Here is a 20,023-nt window from a genome sequence, read left to right as displayed (position 1 = left end):
TCATGGATTACGCATTAATTTGGTACGCTTTGATTGGGCTCGCTGTTCTGATTTATGTCGTGTTAGATGGCTTTGATCTCGGTATTGGTATCCTATTCCTCAGCGCTAATGATGATGAAGAGCGCGACATGATGATGAACAGCATCGCTCCTGTTTGGGATGGGAATGAAACTTGGCTAGTTCTTGGCGGAGGTGGGCTTTTTGCCGTGTTCCCCCTCGCCTACGCGGTCATTATGCCAGCACTCTATGCTCCTCTGATTTTAATGCTGCTCGGGTTAATTCTGCGCGGGGTTTCTTTTGAGTATCGCTTCCGAACACAACGCGGAAAGTTTTTATGGGATAGCGCTTTTTTCATTGGTTCACTCACCGCGGCATTGATGCAAGGCATTATGCTCGGAACCCTGCTCCAAGGTATAGAGGTTAGTGAACGAGCATACGCAGGTGGATGGTTTGATTGGCTTTCGCCATTTAGCGTATTTTGTGGCTTGGCGCTTGTTTGTGCTTATATTCTGCTCGGTTCATGCTGGTTATTAATCAAGCTTCCAGAAGAGCTGATGGGGCGCTATTACGTGGTCGCGCGACGATGGGGACTAGCGATGGTAGCCTGTATATTCATCGCCAGTTTGTGGCTGCCATTGAGCCAAAATATCGTATTTGAACGTTGGTTCTCATTACCAAACTCGCTACTGTTTTTCATTTTACCAATTATTGCAGCGGCACTTATTTGGCAGTTATTCAAAGCCTTACTCGACCACAAAGCCGTCCGAGCCTACGTTCTTGCGATCGGCCTGTTTCTTGTGTCCGCGATGGGTTTCGGTGTCAGTACATTCCCTTACTTGGTCCCATTCGCACTCACTTATCAAGACGTCGCCGCGCCAGACAAAAGTTTGGCATTTTTACTTGCCGGTGCGGTGGTATTACTTCCTCTGATCATAGCCTACACGGCTTATTCGTACTGGGTGTTCCGCGGCAAGATGAAACGTGGAGAAGGATATCACTGATGAAACTAAAGCCCATTTTGTGGTTCATTGGCATTTGGCTGGCAAGCGTGGTCGCCTTGTTTATCATCAGTTCGTTGATACGAACTGTGATATTGTAGGCCCAGAGTCTACTGCACCACATCTGAAGCCATTGAGGTCTATACTCAAGCAAGAGTAAAACAACGGAGTGTTTTTATGACCTTAAAGCGGTTTCTGGTAACTTTGATTCCTTTGACGGTTCCACTGTTTTCACCAAATGCATTGGCCGTAGACAAGCAGATGTCATCCGCCATGAAAAGTAAAATGCGGTCTATTTGCTCCGCAACAAACGAACAGAGCCATTGGCAACTTGCTGAGGCAACTCCTGACGCCAGACGTTCACTTAACATGGTGCTTTATCAAATGAATGCCGATGATAAATTGAGAGCAATTCATGAGGTGAGAACGAAAATAGTCGGCGGCACCCATTATGCGTTTGAGTTCGAGTTGCAAGATGGTAAAGTCTGGAATGCAATTGTATTGCACAGTGCCCGAGGCGATTACATGATAGAAAGACACGCCAAGAAAGGGGAACTCTGCCCTAAATAGCAATAGACACTACAACTTTACAGCCGACACAATAAAGTCGACTGATTCAGTCGCCTTTATTGTTGGTATGTTTAGGTATCGCTTCAAAAGCTTGGGAAAAGTAATAGCTTTCAACCTGAGGCCTAACTAAATCACAAGCTAACCCAAGGTCATCATTTTTTGTGAAAGGTAAATGTTCTGACACTAATTCCTGGGAATCTTTGTCCACGGTCTGGAAAGATTCAACAATTCTAAGTGGCCAGTAAGCTTTATTCTCAGTAACAAGAAAAAAGTAATATTGGAGCTGCTCTCCATGAGTCACGGCATTGTTAATTTCACTTCTAATTTTAACCACTTCGATTTTGCTACCAACACAAGTGAAGTCATATGCATCAGTAATTTCCGCTCCCTTCGCGCCCGGAGTATATACCATATAATCCGATTCAAACTTATTATCAGTCAACAAATAACCATCGTCGACACTAGTTAACTGAAAGGAAAATGCAGGGTAATGTACTATCAAACAAGCTCCAAAAGCCCTACTTAAAAATTTCTTTGAAAATACCTTTTTTATACAGTTCGGTAAATATCTCATGTCGTTGTCCATATGAATCTGTATTTTTATTAATAACCCTAGTAATACTATCAGTCACCGTTCTAGATGCTCCCTTATCGGCTTTTAAATATAGTTTATTCTTCAGCCAAAAAATCATAGCAGTCCTGATGGCATATTTAGGTTGAGCAACTAACTGGGGCGAAGAAGAGAAACTCGTATTTTCATTCCAAATATTTGCGTGTATGCTTTCTGTCGCTAAATAGTTTCCTTTCCCTGTTAACTGTATCATTCCTCTACCGTGATATTTCCATCCATCTCCGGTACTTGCATCACCATTGCCTATTTTCATGGCATAGGCATTATTTGCTATCGCTTCTTGGTTTGCTTTTTGATTGATGGCATTTTTTCTCCCGTGCTTTTCAGCTAACGCCGGCCTATTCCGATAGACTCTGAAAGTGCTTTTCAATCCTTGAACTGAATAATTCAGGTTTTCCTCTATTCTCATTCCAGGACCAACCTCTTTTGCTAATTGAGCGACAAAGTGTGACAGTCTCAGTTCACTGTCTAACTTACATTCAGAGATCTTCATAGAAAGTTCTTTGCTTATAATCACTAAATAGTCTTCTGAAACTTTAGTTTCATTCTTCCATACTTTTCTAAGGTGCTGTTTTGTAATCATAGTCCCTCCATCTGATGAAGATTAAAACTGAAAGAACAAAAAATCACCTATAAAATTTGAAGTTGACATTGTATTACGACACTTTAAAACCATTTCTTACATGCTAATTACATTATTGTGCGGCAAATAACATACCAGTCAATATTCTAGAAAAGCATTCTTTTCGCTCATATATTTTAACATGGCTTTTTACTGTTAAACCGTCTCGGTTTTCGCCTCTATCTTCTCATTCACTTTATCGCAAATGTACTCTCCAATAGGCATTGCAGATGTCGCTGCAGGAGAGGGGGCGTTGCAAACGTGTAAGCTTCTTGCGCTCTCGGCAAACAAGAAGTCATGAACCAAGGTTCCGTCGGATAACACTGCTTGCGCACGAATACCCGCAGGATATGGTTTGAGATCTTCTACCTTGATGCTTGGGCAATATTTGTTGACCAACTTGAGATAGCCCGGCTTCCACCACGAGTTCTTAAACTCAGCCAATCCGGTTTTTAGATGCTTTTGTGTCACCTTCCAAAAGCCGGAGAAACTGAGCATTTGCATGGTATCTTGCAAGCTGAAGTTAACCTTGTCATACCCTTCTCGCTTCCAGCCTTGCACCGCATTTGGACCTACGGTCACACTGCCATCAATCATGCGAGTCAGATGGACGCCCAAGAATGGCAAGTCAGGGTCGGGAATTGGATAAATAAGATGATTCACCACTTGGTCGTGTTTGCTATCTAAGCGGTAGTATTCACCACGATAAGGGATGACCTGAAAGTCAGTTGGAATACCCATCATCTTAGTCATGCGATCCGCCATCAAGCCGCTGCAAGTAACCAAGAACTTGGTATTAAGTTGCATGGTTTGCCCGTCTGAAATGCAGGTCAGTTGAACTTCTTCATCCTTCTCTTCGGCAGCCACCACTTTGGTTCTCAGACTGATTTGACCGCCAAGCTTTTTAAACTCTTCCGCCATCTGCTCTGTGACCAAACGATAATCGACAATACTGGTGGTTTTGACATAAATCGCACCCAAGCCTGTGATGTTTGGCTCAGCCAGCTTGAGTTGGACTTCATCGAGTAGCTTTACGTCGATGCCGTTGACATGGCAGCGCTCATAGAGGGCATTCATGCGTTCGATTTCTTGCTCATTGGTCGCAACCAGTAACTTGCCACAGTTCTCCACCGGAATATCGTGCTCGGCACAAAACGAAATGGTTCGCTCTACCCCACGCTTACAAAAATCCGCTTTTAAGCTGCCCGGTGCGTAGTACACCCCGGCATGAATCACGCCGCTATTGTGTCCGGTTTGGTGCTGGGCAAAACCGGACTCTTTCTCAACCAATAAAATGGATTTGTCTGGATGACGTTGCTGTAGTTGCCATGCTGTCGACACACCAACGATACCGCCACCAACAATGATGTAGTCATAGACTGATTTCATACGACCTCTTATAAAACCGATAGTTGAGATTGTTGCAATTTGAACTTGCGACCACTGTAAATGAACACCGCGACAAATACCGCACAGCTTGCCACACGAACCAACATTGGGATGTCGTGCCAAACCAGCAATGTACCCACCACTAACAACAAGAGACGCGTCAGAATGTTTAGAGGACCTTCCAAGTAGCCTTCAATCGCACCAATCAATGCATAGGTACCGATGATGGCAAAGAAGCCTACGGTAATTACCGACGTCACATCCCAACTGACCAAGCCTGTATAGGCAATAAGTAGCGGTACAAGATACAAACCTTTGGCGATTTTCCACGCCATCAAACCAGTGCGCATCGGTGGTGTTTTGGCGATGGTTGCTGCTGCAAAAGCGGTCAAACACACTGGTGGCGTAACGTTACTGTCTTGCGATAACCAGAAGATGATGAGGTGAGCAGCCAGCAATGCCAAGCCTACCGCTTCCATACCCAGGCTTTGCTCTAGTAGGGTTTCCATAAAGTCCGCAGGTACTAGCGCCACCATTTCTTTCGCGGTTTCCAACGCCATTGGTGCATTAAGCAGTTCCAACTTTTCTGGCGCCGCCAACATGAAGATAGCTTTTGCTTGTTCAGGCAATTGACCCGACACCATCAATTCAAGCAATTGGTTTTCGGCAATTAACTTGTAAAGTGCAGGGGCAGACAGAGTACCCAATACAATATACGCCGCTGTCACAGGTAAACCCATACCCAAAACAAGAGAAGCGAGCGCAATCAGAACGATCATGATGAACAAGTCGCCATTCGCCCAACCGTCGATCATCAGTGAGAACGTGTTGCCGATGCCTGTTGTACTGATCACGTTGATCACCAAACCAATACCCACCAGCAATACGGCTGTTGTCGCCATGTTCTTCGCACCTTGCGATAGCGCTTCGATGATCGCTTTTGGTCCCATCTTGTGATCTTTCGAGAACCAAGAAGCCACCACTACTGAAATGATCGACAAGCCCGCAGCGTAAGTTGGCGTAAAGCCTTGAACCAACAAAGTAACCAAAACCGCCAGAGGGATAAGGTTGTGCCAACCGCTGATTAACACTTTTAATAGAGATTCATCGCTGGTCGTGATTTTTTGAACGCCGCTGCGTTTGGCTTCAATACGCACAAAGAACGCAACAGACAAGAAATAGATAAGGGCCGGAATGAAAGAAACAGCAATGATATCAACATACGGAATTTGCGTGTAAGACGCCATGATGAAAGCACCCGCGCCCATCACTGGCGGCATCAACTGACCACCTGTCGATGCCGCAGCTTCAACCCCCGCCGCGAAGCGCGAAGGAAAACCTGCTTTTTGCATCAAAGGAATACTGATAACACCGGTTGAAACCGTATTTGCCACACTAGATCCAGATACTGAGCCCATCAATCCCGAGCCAATCACTGCGATAAAACCGGGACCACCGATGATTTTACCAGCCGCAGCACGTGCCACATTGATGATGTAATCACCGACACCAGAGCGCACAAGAAACGCACCAAACAGAATGAACATGAATACGAAAGTCCAACTGATGCGCGAGATAGAGCCAAACATGCCCTCAGAAGAATAGAAGCTGCGGTAGAGCAAGGTTTCCATACTCAAACCCGGGAAGTGGAAAATACCTGTCGCCCATTTACCCCAAAGCACAACGTAGCTTAAACACACCACAATCAGCACTGGAATAAACCAGCCCATGGTGCGTCGAATCAGTTCGATAACAATCAAAATTGCCATGATGGCGAAGACCCAATCGCTGGTCACGAACTTCACACCGCGTTCATATAGCGCATCTTCGGCATAGGGAATGTAGAGCAAACACGCGACCGCGCCCATGGCAATCAACACATCGATGCCGAGTGCAATCTTACTCTGCTTGAGAGAGATATGAGCCGGATACCAAAGCGCACAAATCACCGCAAAGCCAGCAAAGTGGGTCGCGGAAATCCATAACTCTGGTAACGTCGATAAGGTATTAAACCAAATGTGCAAAGCAGACAACACCACGCCAAACACTGTGATTGTGGTGGTTACCCACGGAAAATCAGTGCGCGTGGGCAGCTCAAACTTCTGCAATTCCTTTTCTATTGAGTCGCTCATCTCATACTCCAAGCTCTGGCGGCTTTTTCCATCTTAGAAATCGGTAGGGATAAAATTCCCCGAGCCAAAACTCGGGGCGAAGTTGGCGTTATTTCGCCATTAGGTCTGATGGGATTTCGATGCCCATTTCTTTGTAGTAACGCACCGCACCTGGATGAAGAGGCACTGGCAAGCCAGCGATCGCTTTCTCAATCGCCATTGCTTTTGTTGCTTTGTGGATGCCTTGTAGGAAAGGCAGGTTCTCGTAGATCGCTTTGGTTAGCTGGTAAACGTCTTCTTCCGAGATATCTTCACGAACTGCCAAGAAGTTAGGCTGTGCAATGGTAGTGATCGGCTTATCTAGACCCGGGTACGTGTTCGCTGGGATCTCGTACTTCGTCCATAGGTTGTAATTGCCGTTCGCCTCTTTGATTTGTTCGTCAGTAAACGAAAGAATCGAAATGTCTTTACCCAACGCAGCAAAAGCTTGAGTGACCGCACCAACAGGTACACCCGCAGGCGTGTTCATGCCGTCAATGGTGCCGTTTTGAAGTGCGCTCGCACTGCCGCCGTAACCCATGTAAGCAAGATTGAATTTATCAGGGTCGACCTTCAGACCTTTCATGATTTGGCGACCAGAGTTCTCAGTACCTGAGTTCTTCTTACCGATAGAGAACTTCTTGCCATCTAGGTTGTTCAGATCAGTCACTGTGCCCGTTTTTGCTAGGTCAGAGCGAACAATAAAGTGCTCAACGTTTTGCCACAGCATAGAGACTGAACGCAGTTGTTCTTGACGACCGCTCTTCTCATAAGGACCTTCACCAGACCAAGCCCACGCACCATAAAGACCTTGTAGAATCGCGAACTGTGCTTCGTTTTCGTTCAGCAGTTTGACGTTTTCACCAGAGCCCGCAGAGCTGATTGCAGAAAGGGAGAAGTGGTGCTTTGGTGCCAATTTCACTTTGCTTAACGTCGCCAACGCTACGCCCACAGGGTAGTAAGTACCACCTGTCGATGCCGTTGCAAGAATATAGCTACGATCTTCTGCCGCAGCGTTAGCAGCAATACCAAAAGAAGTCACAGCGACAGCCAAAGCTTTTACCAGCTTATTCATTTTCATTATTACTCTCCGTGTAGTCGTTTCACGATTGGGGATTTACATCATGTTAAATCTTTATTAACAACATATTCCCTAGAGCAATTGAAATGCCAACTTTTAACCCTTTGTATTTATTGAACTAAGTACTGAAAGACATCAAAAATGAGCAAAATCATGCTGATTTGATAGCAAAGTAATGAGCAAGATCTTGCTCATTGAAGAGGAGAAGGTTGCACGCCTAGATCGCAAAAGGTTAATAAAATGTGACCAAGACAAAATAAATGCACGATTCACTAATAAGCAATATTTTGCCGATGCAATTTTGGATTGAATTGCAACTAATGAGCATCTTAACAATAAGAAGAAAAAGCGCATCATTCTAAACTGCTCAATTTATCAGCTGAGGTTTATAGCCTAAACGACTACAAATAGCACAAAAATACAGCAAAGAAAGCCATGTTACAAAAATGAAAAGTCATTTATTCTAATTTTTAATTTAAAAAGCAGCTCGATCCACCAGTTCAGAAATAGACATTGACCGTATCAACTTATTTTCTACTTCGGGGTTGTGCCAATGGCCCTATGTTCGTTAGTGTAACAACACACCAAGGCAAACGTATTCCTTGGTATTTTTTCGTCTTTAAGGATCACCCATGTCAGCAACTGCGCAATTACAATTCGCTTTAAAACGCCCATCTGGCGTTGCTGCTGCGATCCTCCTGCTCTCTCTGGAACTGATTCAGAGCTGACAGGCTATATCTAAACTTTCTGTCAGCTTGAGAAGAAGCTGACGGGAACACCACATACTCCTCCCATTCCTTTCAGTTTCTTCCAAGCGAAACATAAGAGGAATAACAATGTTAAGCGCACGCAATATCGCCGCTTTGGGCTTCATGACTTTCGCCATGTACTTAGGCGCGGGTAACCTGATCTTCCCTCCATTTTTGGGTTACCAAGCAGGTGAAAACTTTCTGAGCGGGATGTCTGGCTTCCTCTTGACGGGTGTAGGTCTGCCTGCGATGGCACTAGTGATGGTGGCTATCGTAAACGGTTCAGATAAATTAACCGCTGCCCTACCTAAACCTTTGGCGACCAGTTTCTGGGTGATGGTGTTTATCGTGATTGGCCCTGCGTTCGTGATTCCACGTGCAATTACCGTGGCTTACCAATTCAGCTTTGCGCCAATGTTTGGTGATGCAGCTTTGGTGCCTTTCACTATTGCCTTCTGTGCTATCACCATTCTATTTGCCCTATATCCGGGTAAATTGGTCGACAACCTAGGCAAGATCTTAACGCCTGCCTTGATGGCAATCTTGATCATCATGTCTGTGACGGCTTTGGTTTCTCCTGCAGGTGAGCTAACTGCCGCAACGGGACCATACCTATCTGGCGCATTTGCTGAAGGCTTGACCCAAGGCTACATGACCATGGATGCGCTAGGTTCTATCGGTTTTGGTTGGATTATCTTCCGCGCGATTCGCAGCATGGGTGTGGATTGCCCGAAAGCCACCGCAAAATACACGCTAATCGCAGCTTTGATGTACGCGGTTGCCATGGCGTTTGTTTACATCTCATTGGCTTACATTGGCTCGACAAGCTCATACTTGGGTTCTGAGTTCAGCAATGGTGGCGACATTTTAACGGCATTCACCTTCAGCCACTTCGGCGCATTTGGTTCACTATTACTAGGTGCCGTGATGGTATTAGCGTGTTTGACTACTGCTATCGGCGTAACCACCGCAGGCAGTGAGTTTTACGACAACACCTTCAGCAAAGTGAACTACAAAGGCTGCGTTATCACGACCATGGTATTGGCAGGTTTAATCGCCAACGTAGGTCTGGAGCAACTATTAGCTATCACATTACCAGCGGTTGTGGCGCTTCACCCAGTCGCGATTGCGTTGATGATCATGGCACCAGTGCGCAACAAGATGTCGCAAATCATGGTCGTCGCAACCGCATTCACTGCTCTAACGTTTGGTTGTGTTGATGCGCTGCACATCCTAGGTTACATGCCAAGTTCCACTGATGAGTGGATGGGTAATTACATGCCTCTGTACAATGACTTTGCTAGCTGGATTATGCCTAGCGTATTTATGATGATTGTTGGTCTGCTGTTTACGACGAAAACCAACCAAACCGAACAATTCGAGCTGGTGAATGAATAGCCGTTTAACATAAGACATCGCTCAATAAGTGCGTTACTATGTAGCTCGCTTATTGATATCAGGCAAAGGAGTTGCCTGAATGAAAGATTGATATGGGTCGCCTATGGATAATCAGTATCTAGACATCAGAACACTGAACTTTATCGTTATTCTGTTCTCTTGCATTTACTCTATTAGTCTGCTTTGTTATCAATACACTCAGGGTAGAGTCAAAGGCTTAAAAACCTTCTCGATATCACTACTGTTTATTGGTTTAGGCCCTTTTTTACTTGGCTTTAGAGGCTCTGCGCCAGACTGGCTGACCATCGTCATAGCCAACACTCTCATATTAGTCGGCTTCTTGCTTACGCTATATAGCGTAAGCATTTTTCGTCAATATCCTTTAAAATTGGCTCACTGTCTTACCTTGTTAACACCTGTTTTCAGTGGTTCATTTTACTATTTCACCTTCCATGACCCTTCTATCAAAAGCCGCATTATTTATCTGAGCATGTATATTTGTATCGTCACCTTCTTTAGTGGTGTCGCCATGCTTAAAGGTACCCAAAAGGACTTAAAGCTCCCTGTTAAAGCAATGGCTTACTCTTTCTTTGGATTTAGTTTTTTTATGGGATTTAGGTCGCTTTGGAGTACTTTTTCAGGTGAGTTACCAAGTTTTATGGTCGCAGGCCTTATCCATCAGCTGACTTTCTTATTTAGCATCTGCCTGATCGTTGCTTTGAGCTTTAGTATGCTGTGGTTAATTAACGGACGCTTGGTGCAATCCATTAATGATCTCTCTCATTTAGATGCACTCACAGGGCTATATAATCGTCGAGCCATGGAAGAAATCGTTCCAAACTTGGTTAGTAAAGCGTATAAAAAAAGCCAAGCAATCAGCATTATTATGACTGATGTCGACAAGTTCAAAGCGATTAATGATCACTATGGTCACACGGTTGGCGACTCCGTCATGGCAACGATCTCCACTATTTTTAAAAAGCATCTTCCTGAGTCAGCCTGCATTGTGCGATTTGGTGGTGACGAGTTCATGATTGTTTTGCTCGAAAAAGCACAGCAAGCCAAAATTTTCGCAGAGCAAATTCGCCTTGCGGTCGAAACTGAAACCGCTTTGCAATCATTTAAAACTGAAGTGACCATGAGCTTTGGTATCAGTCAGTTATCTGAGGGGCAATCACTTCAAGAGGCGCTTGCTGAAGCAGACGAAGCGCTATATAGCTCTAAACATACTGGAAGGAACCTCGTTACCTTGTTTGGAGAAGGGAAAGACCTAAATTATAAGTTTGTCCCAGCTCCAGCCAAAAGCGCATAACGTGTTTGTTATGACAGTAATTTCGAATTAGCTAGAAATCGCACTAAGTATAGTCGGAGCGATTCAAACCAAACTTCTGCATCTTTTGGTTAAGGGTTCGACGTGGTAAATCCAACTCCTGCATCACCTCATTGATGCGTCCATGATGCCTAACTAAAGAATCATGTAGCACCTTACGTTCAAAGTTATGTAGCTGAATCGCCAACGGCACGCCTGCATGCGTCTCTTCGGTTGTTGAGGATGGTCGACTGGACAGAATTTCCATCACGGAGACGGTTTCATCCAATGCAAAACGCATCGCTACATTCCTAAGCTCACGTACGTTACCGGGCCAAGAGTAAGCAAGAACGGCCTTTCTATCGGCTTCACTCAGCGGACGACTCTCAGGATTACTTTTCAGAGCAAAGTGTTCGAACAAGATCAACGCATCTTCTTCTCGCTCACGTAGCGGTGGCAAATAGATCTGCGCCACATTAAGACGATAGTACAAATCCTGACGAAACTCGTCATGATCATTGAGATCTTCTTTCGCGGCGGCGATCACTCTTAAATCAACCGAGATCTGTTGGTTACCCCCAACGCGCTCAACCGTATGTTCCTGTAATGAACGCAAGACTTTCACCTGCATGGACAGCGGCATACTCTCGATTTCATCAAAGAATAAGGTGCCTTTATCCGCGTATTCCAACTTACCAATGCGCTTTTTACCCGCTCCGGTAAATGCCCCCGCTTCGTGCCCAAACAGCTCACTTTCAAACAAGTTCTCAGGAATAGCGCCACAGTTGATTGGCACAAAATGATGGGATCTACGTTGGCTTTCATTATGCAAACTGGTCGCCACCAGCTCTTTACCACAACCTGTTTCACCGTAAATGATCACATTGGTATCAATGCGCGCTAACTTGGCAACTTGTTCTCTAAGCTGTCGCATTACTCGGCTTCGCCCAATCAACACTTCTTCTAAGCCGCTAACGCTAGAAAGGTACTCTTGACGATCTTGAGTAGACGTTTGTGCGCGATAACTCTCGACCGCTTCGGTCACACGTTGAGATAAGCGCTCAGGTTGGAAAGGTTTCTCGATAAAATCGAACGCACCGTTTTGTAACGCCCCGACAGCCATGTCAACGTCACCATGTCCGGTGATCAAGATAACCGGCGTTGGAATGTGATTGGCAATCAGGCTTTCTAGTATCGACAAACCATCGGTGTCCGGCAGGCGAACATCACTGACAATCGCATCAAATTCTTGGCTAAGAATGGCCGCTTTCCCCTCTTCTCCTAAACTGAATGCGGTCACGTCGAACCCCGCCAGTTGCAGCCACTGACTGGTAGCCTGACGAACAATGTCATCGTCTTCGATAAGTGCAATTTTAGGGGTGTCGTCAAAAGCCATGAGTTACTACCGTAGGTGGAATAGAAATCGCTCTTTGCTAACGGTAGCAAAAACCACTGAGGAGAAAAGGAGCTAGATCTCACTTCTTGCTTACAAGTCTTTAACATCCAACCAGTTAGGCGCACTCTTTAATGACTCTCGGTGAGAACGCACTAGCTGAACGGAGTCAGTATGCAGCGCAAAAGGAATGGCAAAACGTGGCTTGTGGTCGTAATTGCAGCAGTGCTGATGTTGTCTTGTTATAGCGCCAGCAGAGAGGTTGCTCGTCAATGGTTGAGCGTACAAACTCAAACCGAAGCTCAACAAAAACTGCTCGACTATATCGGTGAAGTTCGCCGTGCACTCAAACGCTTCTATCACTTGCCTTACCTTGTCACCAATAACCCGGAAACCATCGCGTTTGTGAAAGGAAACCGGACTTATTACGAACCGTTGCAAACCCAACTGACTCAGCTAGATAAAGCCGCCAATACGGAAGGTTGGCTAATCCTGTCTAACTCTGGCGAAGTATTGGTCTCGAGTTTAATCGAAGAGCGCTTTAGCCTATCTGACCGAAAAGCCATTGTGGAACAAATTCACAATCAAGGCGGCGGTGTTTCCTTGGTGAACAAAACCAAAGGTTCGAGCCCGTTGTATTACCTTGCAGCTCCTATCTACGACGGTCTGGATATCGCAGGCATTGTGGTGGTGCAGATCAACCTCAGCTTGTTGACCGAACAGACCATTACTAGCCAAGACATCATTACGTTGCAAAATCGCCAGCAACGCTTTTTCCTATCAAGCAGCTCGCTTTATAACGCAGACTGGTTTAACGAACCGAGCAACACCGTTCAGTTAGAAACGCAGCGCTTATACGACAACACCAATATCAGTGTGTGGACGCTCAATCAGCAACGCTATTTTGCGCACACCGTTAAATTGGATGATTTGAATTGGTACGTCAGCTACCTCACCCCTTCTAAGCCGATTCAACAAACCATCAACGTGATTGGTTGGAGCGTAGCGGCGCTGCTCTTGTTGGTTGTATTACTCGTCATCATTGGTCTACAACGTCGACAAAAGCACATCAATCAACAACGAATTCAAGCCCTGTTGGAAGAGTCTCAACGCCGCTTGAAACAGATGATCAATAAAACCCACGTTGGTTTGCTATTGATTGATGAACAAGGGCAACTGTTCGATCTCAACCCAATGGCGAAGCGTTTGTTCTGTTTACCAGAAAGCGTCAATCGACATGCTTTTGCTTGGGAGTTATTCGACGCAGGCAATCCCAATTCCACCACACTTAAGTTGCTCAAGGATTTACCTAAACATAAAGAGCTCGCAGAGATCAGCACGGTCGAAACCATTGCCAGACGCAGTGACGGAAGCGTCTTCCCTGTCTTGTTCTCGCTAACCAGTTTCCCTTGGCATGGCGAGCAGTATTTCCTTGCGACGATCATCGACATCAGCAAGCGGAAAAAAGCCGAGCAATCACTGCAACAGGTCAACCAAGAACTGGCGCAGCGGGTAGAAGAGCGTACTCAAGCGCTAAAAGAAGCACAAAGCCAATTAATTGAATCGAGCAAAATGGCCGCTTTGGGTCGCATGTCGAGCGCGATCACTCATGAGCTCAATCAGCCACTGACAGGCTTGCGTACCCTGCTCACTACAAACGAACTGTTAGCAGAACGTGGCGAAACCGAGATGATGAAAGCCAACAATGTATTGGTGCAGAAGCTGATTGATCGCATGGCAAGCATGACCAGTCAGTTAAAGACGTTCGCCTACAACAAACCAGAAAGCCTACAGGCGATTTCTCTTACCTCCGCACTCGAAGAGACCTTACGCGTTTATCAATCCCAATTAGACAAGGTGGATGTGCGTGTGCGCGTTCCTCATGATTTACCTAATATCATGGGTGAAGAACAACGACTGCTTCAGGTGCTCGGTAATCTTGTCTCGAATGCGCTAGACGCAATGAACAATACCACCAACCCGCAGCTCAGCTTGATCGTCAACCCAACCAGCAATCAGGTCGAACTGATCATCAGTGATAATGGCTGCGGCGTGTCGGATGAGATGCTTGAATCCATGTTCGAACCCTTCCAAACCTCAAAGAAAATTGGTGAAGGATTGGGGCTGGGTTTAGCGATTACGGCCAACAATATGCGTGATATGAACGGACAAATTACTGTGCATAAGAATGAACAAAATGGGCTGACTTTCACTTTATTGTTCAAATCAGCCTAAGGTGATATTGATTACAAAATCATCATTAGAACTAGGCATCCCCGCTGTTTGAGAAAAACACGATCTCGATACAAGAATCCCTCCTTGACCTACACTATTCTCAAGCAAATAAGACGAATAACTTCCGAACGATAAAGAGTGAGAAACATGATTAAGTTTCCTGAACATTTTCTTTGGGGCGGTGCCATTGCTGCAAACCAAGTAGAAGGGGCGTACAACCTTGGGGGTAAAGGGTTATCGACATCAGACATGCTGCCAAACGGTATTTTGAGTCCGCATCAAACCCGTGAAGAGCGTACACCGGGTATCAAAGACGTGGCGATCGACTTCTACAATCGCTACCCAGAAGACATCGCGCTGTTCAAAGAGATGGGCTTTAACTGTCTGCGTCTCTCTTTGGCATGGAGCCGCATCTTCCCGAACGGGGACGAACTAGAACCTAACGAAGAAGGTTTGGCGTTCTACGATAAAATTTTTGACGAACTTGCCGAGCACAACATCCAACCTTTCGTGACATTATCTCACTACGAAATGCCTTACGCACTGGTCGAGAACTACGGTGGTTGGGGCGATCGTCGCGTCATCGAATTCTTCGAACGTTATGCTCGCACCGTGCTGGAACGCTACAAAGACAAAGTGAAGCTGTGGTTAACGTTCAACGAAATCAACATGTCTCTACACGCACCATTTACTGGTGTTGGTTTGCAAGAAGACGCCAGTGAACAAGAGATTTACCAAGCGATTCACCACCAACTAGTCGCCAACGCAAAAGCGGTAAAACTGTGTCAGCAAATCGTACCAAACGGCAAGATTGGTAACATGCTGCTTGGCGCAATCAACTACCCATATACCTGTAACCCTGATGACGTGCTTGCTGCAATGCATGAAAACAACAAGTGGTTGTTCTTCGGTGATGTGCAAACACGTGGTCAGTACCCTGGCTACATGAAGCGTTACTTCCGCGAAAACGGCATTGAAATTCAGATGGAAGCAGGCGACTTAGAAGAAATTGCGTCTGCGAGTGTCGACTTCATCTCATTCAGCTACTACGCAAGTGGCTGTGCTAGCGCGGATCCGAAACAGAAAGAAGTGGGTAACATCGTCGATAGCGTACCAAACCCATATCTTGAAAAGAGCCAATGGGGCTGGCTGATCGATCCAAAAGCTCTTCGCGTTCTGCTGAACTTCCTTCACGATCGCTACCAAAAGCCACTGTTCGTCGTAGAAAATAGCTTAGGCGCGCGTGATGAAATCGATGAAAACGGTGAGATTCAGGATGATTACCGCATCGCTTACTTGAACGACCACCTTGTGCAAGCACACGAAGCGATTCTTGATGGCGTTGAGCTGATGGGCTTCACCAGTTGGGGACCAATCGATTTGGTCGCGAACTCAACCGCTGAGATGAGCAAACGTTACGGCTTTATCTATGTCGATCGTCATGATGATGGGCAAGGAACGCTAGAACGTAAACGCAAGAAAAGCTTTTTCTGGTATCAAGACGTGATTCGTACTTCAGGCGGTTCATTGAAAAGATAAGCCTGTTGTCTAGGTATAAAGTGCAACTAGGCATTCGCCTAAACCATCAAGCCCTGCAATTGCAGGGCTTGAATTTTAAGGTGTTTATTCATTTAGAGATTAAACTGCAATCTCTCCACCGTCTTCACGGCGAATAACCACTGTCGCCGCTCGTGGGCGCACAGAAACACCAGCAGGTGTTTCTTCGGCTGCATCTTCACTGTATGGCCAGTTACCTGGGTGCTGAATATTCACAAACAATGATTTGTAATCAGGGCTGATGGTAAAGCCTGTTACTTCACAACCATTTGGTCCGACAAAGAAGCGTTTCAATTCAGCTTGATTATCCGCACCAATCACAGCTTGATCACCATTCTCATCTGTTAGCTTAGATGGCACAACAGCCAACATTTGATCATTGGTGTAAGACGTGACTTCATCTGCGCCGTTGTCCGTTTGAATCCACAAAATACCACGGCCATCAAACGCTAATCCGTCTGGGCTCGCAAACTGGTTTAACTCATTCAAGCCAGAACGGTTGGTATCTGCATCACCATTTGCTGGCGAACCAAACACAAAGATATCCCAAGTAAAGTCAGTTGCTGAAGCACCTTCATCCCAACGAATAACATGACCAAACTTATTATTTAAACGTGGATTCGCAGGATTGGTTTCATCTGTACGGCGCGTATTGTTCGTCAATGTTAAATATACTGAACCCGTGAATGGATCAACCGTACACCACTCTGGTCGATCCATTGGTGTTGCCCCAACTAAATCCGCCGCACCCGCAGTATTGATGATAATTTCAGCCAGTGAATCAAAGTGATCCGCTAATGTACCACCAGCGGTTGTTACGCTATCAAGCGTTAATGGTAACCAAGTACCTGTGCTGTCTTCATTGAAGCGCGCCACATACAGTGTGCCTTCGTCCATGTACTTGTCACCCATCGCCAAGCGGTTATCAGGGTTAGCATCTGCTGGATCCCACGCTGCCGCAGATTCAAATTTGTATAGGTATTCAAAGCGAGAATCGTGACCAGAATAAAATACCACTGGTTTGCCTTCTTCAAGCTTACCGAAAGTACAGCCCTCGTGACGGAAACGACCTAGCGCAGTACGTTTCTTCGCACGTGAGTTTTGCGTGTAAGGGTCAATCTCGACAATGTAACCGTGACCATTGGCTTCATTACGGTAATCATCCATCGCACTTGCTCCTGTTGGAGCCACATTAAAGCGAGAGAACTCATCAAGACGCTCTTCTGCATTTCCTGCTAATGTCTCCCATAGGTAACGAGTGCTTTGGTCATCGACACCAATGCGATCTTGCTCTTCTGTACGAGTCCCGGCGTTAACAAAGTAACCTGGCCAGTTCTCTTCACACGTTAAGTACGTGCCCCACGGCGTGTAGCCGTTGCCACAGTTGTTTAACGTACCACGCGCTTGGCTGCCATCTGGTGAGAAACGAGTGACAGTTAAAGATGTGTGGGCTACCGGGCCAGACAAATCCATGACTGTCGCACCAGTATAACGACGGTTTAGTGGGTCGGTATCAACCAACTTCCACATGTTGTCTTCCAGTTGAATGCGAACCACTGATACACCGTGCGCGTTAATCTCTTTGCGCACTTCATCTACAATGGTACGTACGCCATTTTCAACCGTCGGACCGTTTGGATGCAGTGCTGATGTGTCGATGTACTCGTGGTTAATACATAGCAAGCCATCTGTAGTGCTATCGTTCAATGGGAAAAAATGCATGCCGTCATGGTGCATGCCTAGCGCATTTAACTGATCGGTACTGGTGTTGGTACCATCATTTTGCCATGCGCTGCCTTGTGCATTAAGTGGTGTTCCCCAAGGTACTAGTACTTGTGCGGTGTAGCCTTGTGGAATTGAAACTGCGTCAGTGAGTGAGCCAGGGATAGATTCAAAGTTAAGAACGGCTTTAGATGCGCCCGAACCACTGCTTACTGTACTCCCTGAGTCAGACGAGTTACAACCAGCCAATCCGAAAGCACCAAACGCTGTCATCGCACTGATACCTAAACCACCTTTCAGAATGCTGCGTCGAGATAGGCTCGCTTCTAATACTTCTTCAAATGGTTTGTTTTCACTTTGGTTATAACGCGTCGCGTCAAAGGTTTCCTTGCTCATTTTTACTTTCCCGATCTTATAGTTTAATTAATAAATAAGTGATTAGTTGAACGGCAAGAAGTTTGGATAAGAAAAATGACAAAAGTGCTTAAAACATATGAAACTTGTGTTTCAACAATACTGCAAACCAACCAACACAGCTAACGAAGCAATTAAATTCTGGTTACATAATCACCAACTGTATCGCTTCATTCTGATTTTACTTGGGCTAAAGTGTGATAGAAGGTATAAGGTGTACGAAATCAAATCATCTACGAGAGATAATCATGAAATTAGACAAGATCGATAACAAGAGCCGTCGTATCCGTAAAAAGCTGTTCTTAGGTGAGTTCGCAATCCTAGGTTTCGAGATCAGCTGTGAAACAGACATTAACGACTTCGACCGTTACGATGCATTCGTTGATGACTTTATCGACTACATTGACGAGCTTGGTCTTTGCTTCGGTGGCGGTGGTCTAGAACTGTTTGAAGGCTTCCTATGTTCTACTGACCGTTACGGCAGTGCGACTGAAGAACAGAAAGCGCAAGTTATCAAATGGTTAGAAGCACGCCCAGAAGTGAAAAGCGCGCAAGCGGGCGAACTAGTTGACGCCAACTACCTGTAACTAAAGGGCAACCTGTAATACGCAGAGCTCAGTAAATGGTAGAGAAAGCTGGTCTTAAGACTGGCTTTTTTATTTTTGGAAGAATGCGATAGTAAAAATAGGGTGCTTGGGAAGTTGCGCGGAGTGATTGTGGCGTTTTTGAGCTGGCAATCAACGGGAAACTGCGTTCCACAGCCAGCTCGTGCCTTTAGGTATAATTAACTATGATTTTTTAGCTGGGGCGTCTTTCGTGTCTTTCCAGTATTGAATACGCACACGATGTAGCTGAGCTCTTCTAGTCTTTTTCATAGTAAAGTCCCTCATCTTATATAAGTAACGCTCCTCATGGAGCTTATTGTCTAAGGTCGTATCCCCTTCAATCTATAAGGGAATCAATCATTTAACCGTGACCAATTTCACAACATAATGATAATTACCGGTTTCTTGCAGCATGTTTTTACTGGCAAACGGCATATTATCTATCTGACACGGTTAACTTACTCACCAGATATGACAGAAAAATGGCAATCAAGTTCCCTACTTATACTGTCATTGAATCTTAATAAGGATTAACAAGGTGGGCATTTCAGATTTACCATACTGTTTATAAAAACCGCAAGAATTTTTATTTCTTTTCAAACAAATCTCTACTCAAGATCAATTCACTTTCATCTTTATCGTCTCCCTTTTAACGCATTGTGATCCAGTTCAATCCACAGAACTCGGAACAAAAAGCGCACATTAATACATTCACCACCAAACTTGTGCGAGATCTCTTACAAGAGTTGTAAGCAAATAGATTAATCACCTCTAAGAGCAATGCCAGAAAAAACATTAAATATATGATTTAAAAGTAATATTTAAATTCACTTAAAATAATAAGTAAAAATAATTTAGAAAAGTTAATTGAGTCAAATCAGCAAAACATCAATACTCAATTTGTCGACAGGATGTTGGCGGGAACAGGAAAAAAGCCTAAAGGATTGGGTATCTTCAGGATGAAGATTTGATAACTTAGGATGAGTTGTCAGCAAGGATGTAGTTAAGCTCTAGGATAGAGTTCGCCCGTCAGGATGATAGGCAAGAATGGACACCGCTAGGAAGGCGATGAACAAGGAACTCGGTTAAAGGACTTAGCCACAATCAAGGATAGATGCAGGGAGCACCTATTAGTAGCTGGATTGCTGCGAAAAAGAATAAGCCCCGTCTGGGAAACCAGGCGGGGTTTTATTTTGTCTG

The 20,023-nt window shown here is 45.3% G+C and carries 14 protein-coding genes; 7 read left to right on the top strand and 7 right to left on the bottom strand.

Features of this window, described 5'->3' with window-relative positions; translation table 11 throughout:
• Window positions 1-2: 2 nt before the first annotated feature.
• Together cydB and R8O70_RS21035 are read left to right on the top strand one after the other, a co-directional pair.
• A complete protein-coding gene (gene cydB, locus R8O70_RS21040; protein WP_005374173.1) occupies window positions 3-1,001 on the top strand; it encodes a cytochrome d ubiquinol oxidase subunit II in 999 nt (332 codons plus the stop codon).
• A gap of 174 nt (window positions 1,002-1,175) precedes the next feature.
• Window positions 1,176-1,568, top strand: a complete 393-nt coding sequence (locus R8O70_RS21035) for a cystatin (protein WP_318184341.1) — start codon at window positions 1,176-1,178, stop codon at window positions 1,566-1,568.
• Window positions 1,569-1,614: 46 nt separating this feature from the next.
• On the opposite strand, the gene R8O70_RS21030 is transcribed toward R8O70_RS21035, so the two are convergent.
• The 5 genes from R8O70_RS21030 to R8O70_RS21010 form a co-directional block, all read right to left on the bottom strand.
• A complete protein-coding gene (locus tag R8O70_RS21030; protein WP_245398218.1) occupies window positions 1,615-2,010 on the bottom strand; it encodes a hypothetical protein in 396 nt (131 codons plus the stop codon).
• Between the two features lie 76 nt (window positions 2,011-2,086).
• The gene (locus tag R8O70_RS21025; protein ID WP_258624714.1) at window positions 2,087-2,782 is read right to left on the bottom strand and encodes a glycoside hydrolase family 19 protein; all 696 of its coding nucleotides are present in this window, start codon (window positions 2,780-2,782) and stop codon (window positions 2,087-2,089) included.
• 195 nt (window positions 2,783-2,977) lie between these two features.
• Window positions 2,978-4,210, bottom strand: a complete 1,233-nt coding sequence (gene lhgO, locus R8O70_RS21020; RefSeq protein WP_033906246.1) for an L-2-hydroxyglutarate oxidase — start codon at window positions 4,208-4,210, stop codon at window positions 2,978-2,980.
• A gap of 8 nt (window positions 4,211-4,218) precedes the next feature.
• Window positions 4,219-6,342, bottom strand: a complete 2,124-nt coding sequence (locus R8O70_RS21015) for a TRAP transporter permease (RefSeq protein WP_033906245.1) — start codon at window positions 6,340-6,342, stop codon at window positions 4,219-4,221.
• Window positions 6,343-6,430: 88 nt separating this feature from the next.
• Window positions 6,431-7,441, bottom strand: coding sequence for a TAXI family TRAP transporter solute-binding subunit (locus R8O70_RS21010; protein ID WP_017635521.1), 1,011 nt, complete (start codon window positions 7,439-7,441; stop codon window positions 6,431-6,433).
• Between the two features lie 836 nt (window positions 7,442-8,277).
• On the opposite strand from R8O70_RS21010, the gene brnQ reads away from it, so the two are divergent.
• Entirely contained in the window at window positions 8,278-9,588 is a 1,311-nt protein-coding gene (brnQ, locus tag R8O70_RS21005; protein ID WP_033906244.1) for a branched-chain amino acid transport system II carrier protein, read from the top strand.
• Window positions 9,589-9,691: 103 nt separating this feature from the next.
• The gene (locus R8O70_RS21000) at window positions 9,692-10,900 is read left to right on the top strand and encodes a GGDEF domain-containing protein (RefSeq protein WP_206954826.1); all 1,209 of its coding nucleotides are present in this window, start codon (window positions 9,692-9,694) and stop codon (window positions 10,898-10,900) included.
• Between the two features lie 43 nt (window positions 10,901-10,943).
• Here R8O70_RS21000 and R8O70_RS20995 read toward each other — a convergent pair whose 3' ends face one another.
• Complete coding sequence (locus R8O70_RS20995) at window positions 10,944-12,293, bottom strand: sigma-54-dependent transcriptional regulator (RefSeq protein ID WP_206954825.1); 1,350 nt, start codon at window positions 12,291-12,293, stop codon at window positions 10,944-10,946.
• 171 nt (window positions 12,294-12,464) lie between these two features.
• Between R8O70_RS20995 and R8O70_RS20990 the strand changes: the two genes are divergently transcribed.
• Both R8O70_RS20990 and R8O70_RS20985 read left to right on the top strand, forming a co-directional pair.
• Window positions 12,465-14,525, top strand: coding sequence for a sensor histidine kinase (locus R8O70_RS20990; protein ID WP_318184340.1), 2,061 nt, complete (start codon window positions 12,465-12,467; stop codon window positions 14,523-14,525).
• A 147-nt stretch (window positions 14,526-14,672) separates the two neighbouring features.
• A complete protein-coding gene (locus R8O70_RS20985; RefSeq protein WP_318184339.1) occupies window positions 14,673-16,064 on the top strand; it encodes a glycoside hydrolase family 1 protein in 1,392 nt (463 codons plus the stop codon).
• Window positions 16,065-16,163: 99 nt separating this feature from the next.
• Here the strand turns inward: R8O70_RS20985 and R8O70_RS20980 are convergent, their stop codons facing one another.
• On the bottom strand, window positions 16,164-18,200 hold the full coding sequence (locus R8O70_RS20980) for a PhoX family protein (protein ID WP_017635525.1): 2,037 nt from the start codon (window positions 18,198-18,200) through the stop codon (window positions 16,164-16,166).
• A gap of 266 nt (window positions 18,201-18,466) precedes the next feature.
• Here R8O70_RS20980 and R8O70_RS20975 point away from each other — a divergent pair, with 266 nt between their 5' ends.
• On the top strand, window positions 18,467-18,805 hold the full coding sequence (locus R8O70_RS20975; RefSeq protein ID WP_005374208.1) for a YggL family protein: 339 nt from the start codon (window positions 18,467-18,469) through the stop codon (window positions 18,803-18,805).
• Window positions 18,806-20,023: the final 1,218 nt, after the last annotated feature.

Source organism: Vibrio sp. 779(2023) (genome assembly GCF_033344285.1).
GTDB lineage: Bacteria > Pseudomonadota > Gammaproteobacteria > Enterobacterales > Vibrionaceae > Vibrio > Vibrio alginolyticus.
Note: the sequence above shows the minus strand (reverse complement) of the source record. Positions and strands in the feature narration are given on the sequence as shown.

Excerpts from the sequence above, each read along its gene's own strand:
- cydB (WP_005374173.1), top strand. The coding sequence starts at position 3 with ATGGATTACGCATTAATTTGGTACGCTTTGATTGGGCTCGCTGTTCTG.
- R8O70_RS21035 (WP_318184341.1), top strand. The coding sequence starts at position 1,176 with ATGACCTTAAAGCGGTTTCTGGTAACTTTGATTCCTTTGACGGTTCCA.
- R8O70_RS21025 (WP_258624714.1), bottom strand. The coding sequence starts at position 2,782 with ATGATTACAAAACAGCACCTTAGAAAAGTATGGAAGAATGAAACTAAA.
- lhgO (WP_033906246.1), bottom strand. The coding sequence starts at position 4,210 with ATGAAATCAGTCTATGACTACATCATTGTTGGTGGCGGTATCGTTGGT.
- R8O70_RS21015 (WP_033906245.1), bottom strand. The coding sequence starts at position 6,342 with ATGAGCGACTCAATAGAAAAGGAATTGCAGAAGTTTGAGCTGCCCACG.
- R8O70_RS21010 (WP_017635521.1), bottom strand. The coding sequence starts at position 7,441 with ATGAAAATGAATAAGCTGGTAAAAGCTTTGGCTGTCGCTGTGACTTCT.
- brnQ (WP_033906244.1), top strand. The coding sequence starts at position 8,278 with ATGTTAAGCGCACGCAATATCGCCGCTTTGGGCTTCATGACTTTCGCC.
- R8O70_RS21000 (WP_206954826.1), top strand. The coding sequence starts at position 9,692 with ATGGATAATCAGTATCTAGACATCAGAACACTGAACTTTATCGTTATT.
- R8O70_RS20995 (WP_206954825.1), bottom strand. The coding sequence starts at position 12,293 with ATGGCTTTTGACGACACCCCTAAAATTGCACTTATCGAAGACGATGAC.
- R8O70_RS20990 (WP_318184340.1), top strand. The coding sequence starts at position 12,465 with ATGCAGCGCAAAAGGAATGGCAAAACGTGGCTTGTGGTCGTAATTGCA.
- R8O70_RS20985 (WP_318184339.1), top strand. The coding sequence starts at position 14,673 with ATGATTAAGTTTCCTGAACATTTTCTTTGGGGCGGTGCCATTGCTGCA.
- R8O70_RS20980 (WP_017635525.1), bottom strand. The coding sequence starts at position 18,200 with ATGAGCAAGGAAACCTTTGACGCGACGCGTTATAACCAAAGTGAAAAC.
- R8O70_RS20975 (WP_005374208.1), top strand. The coding sequence starts at position 18,467 with ATGAAATTAGACAAGATCGATAACAAGAGCCGTCGTATCCGTAAAAAG.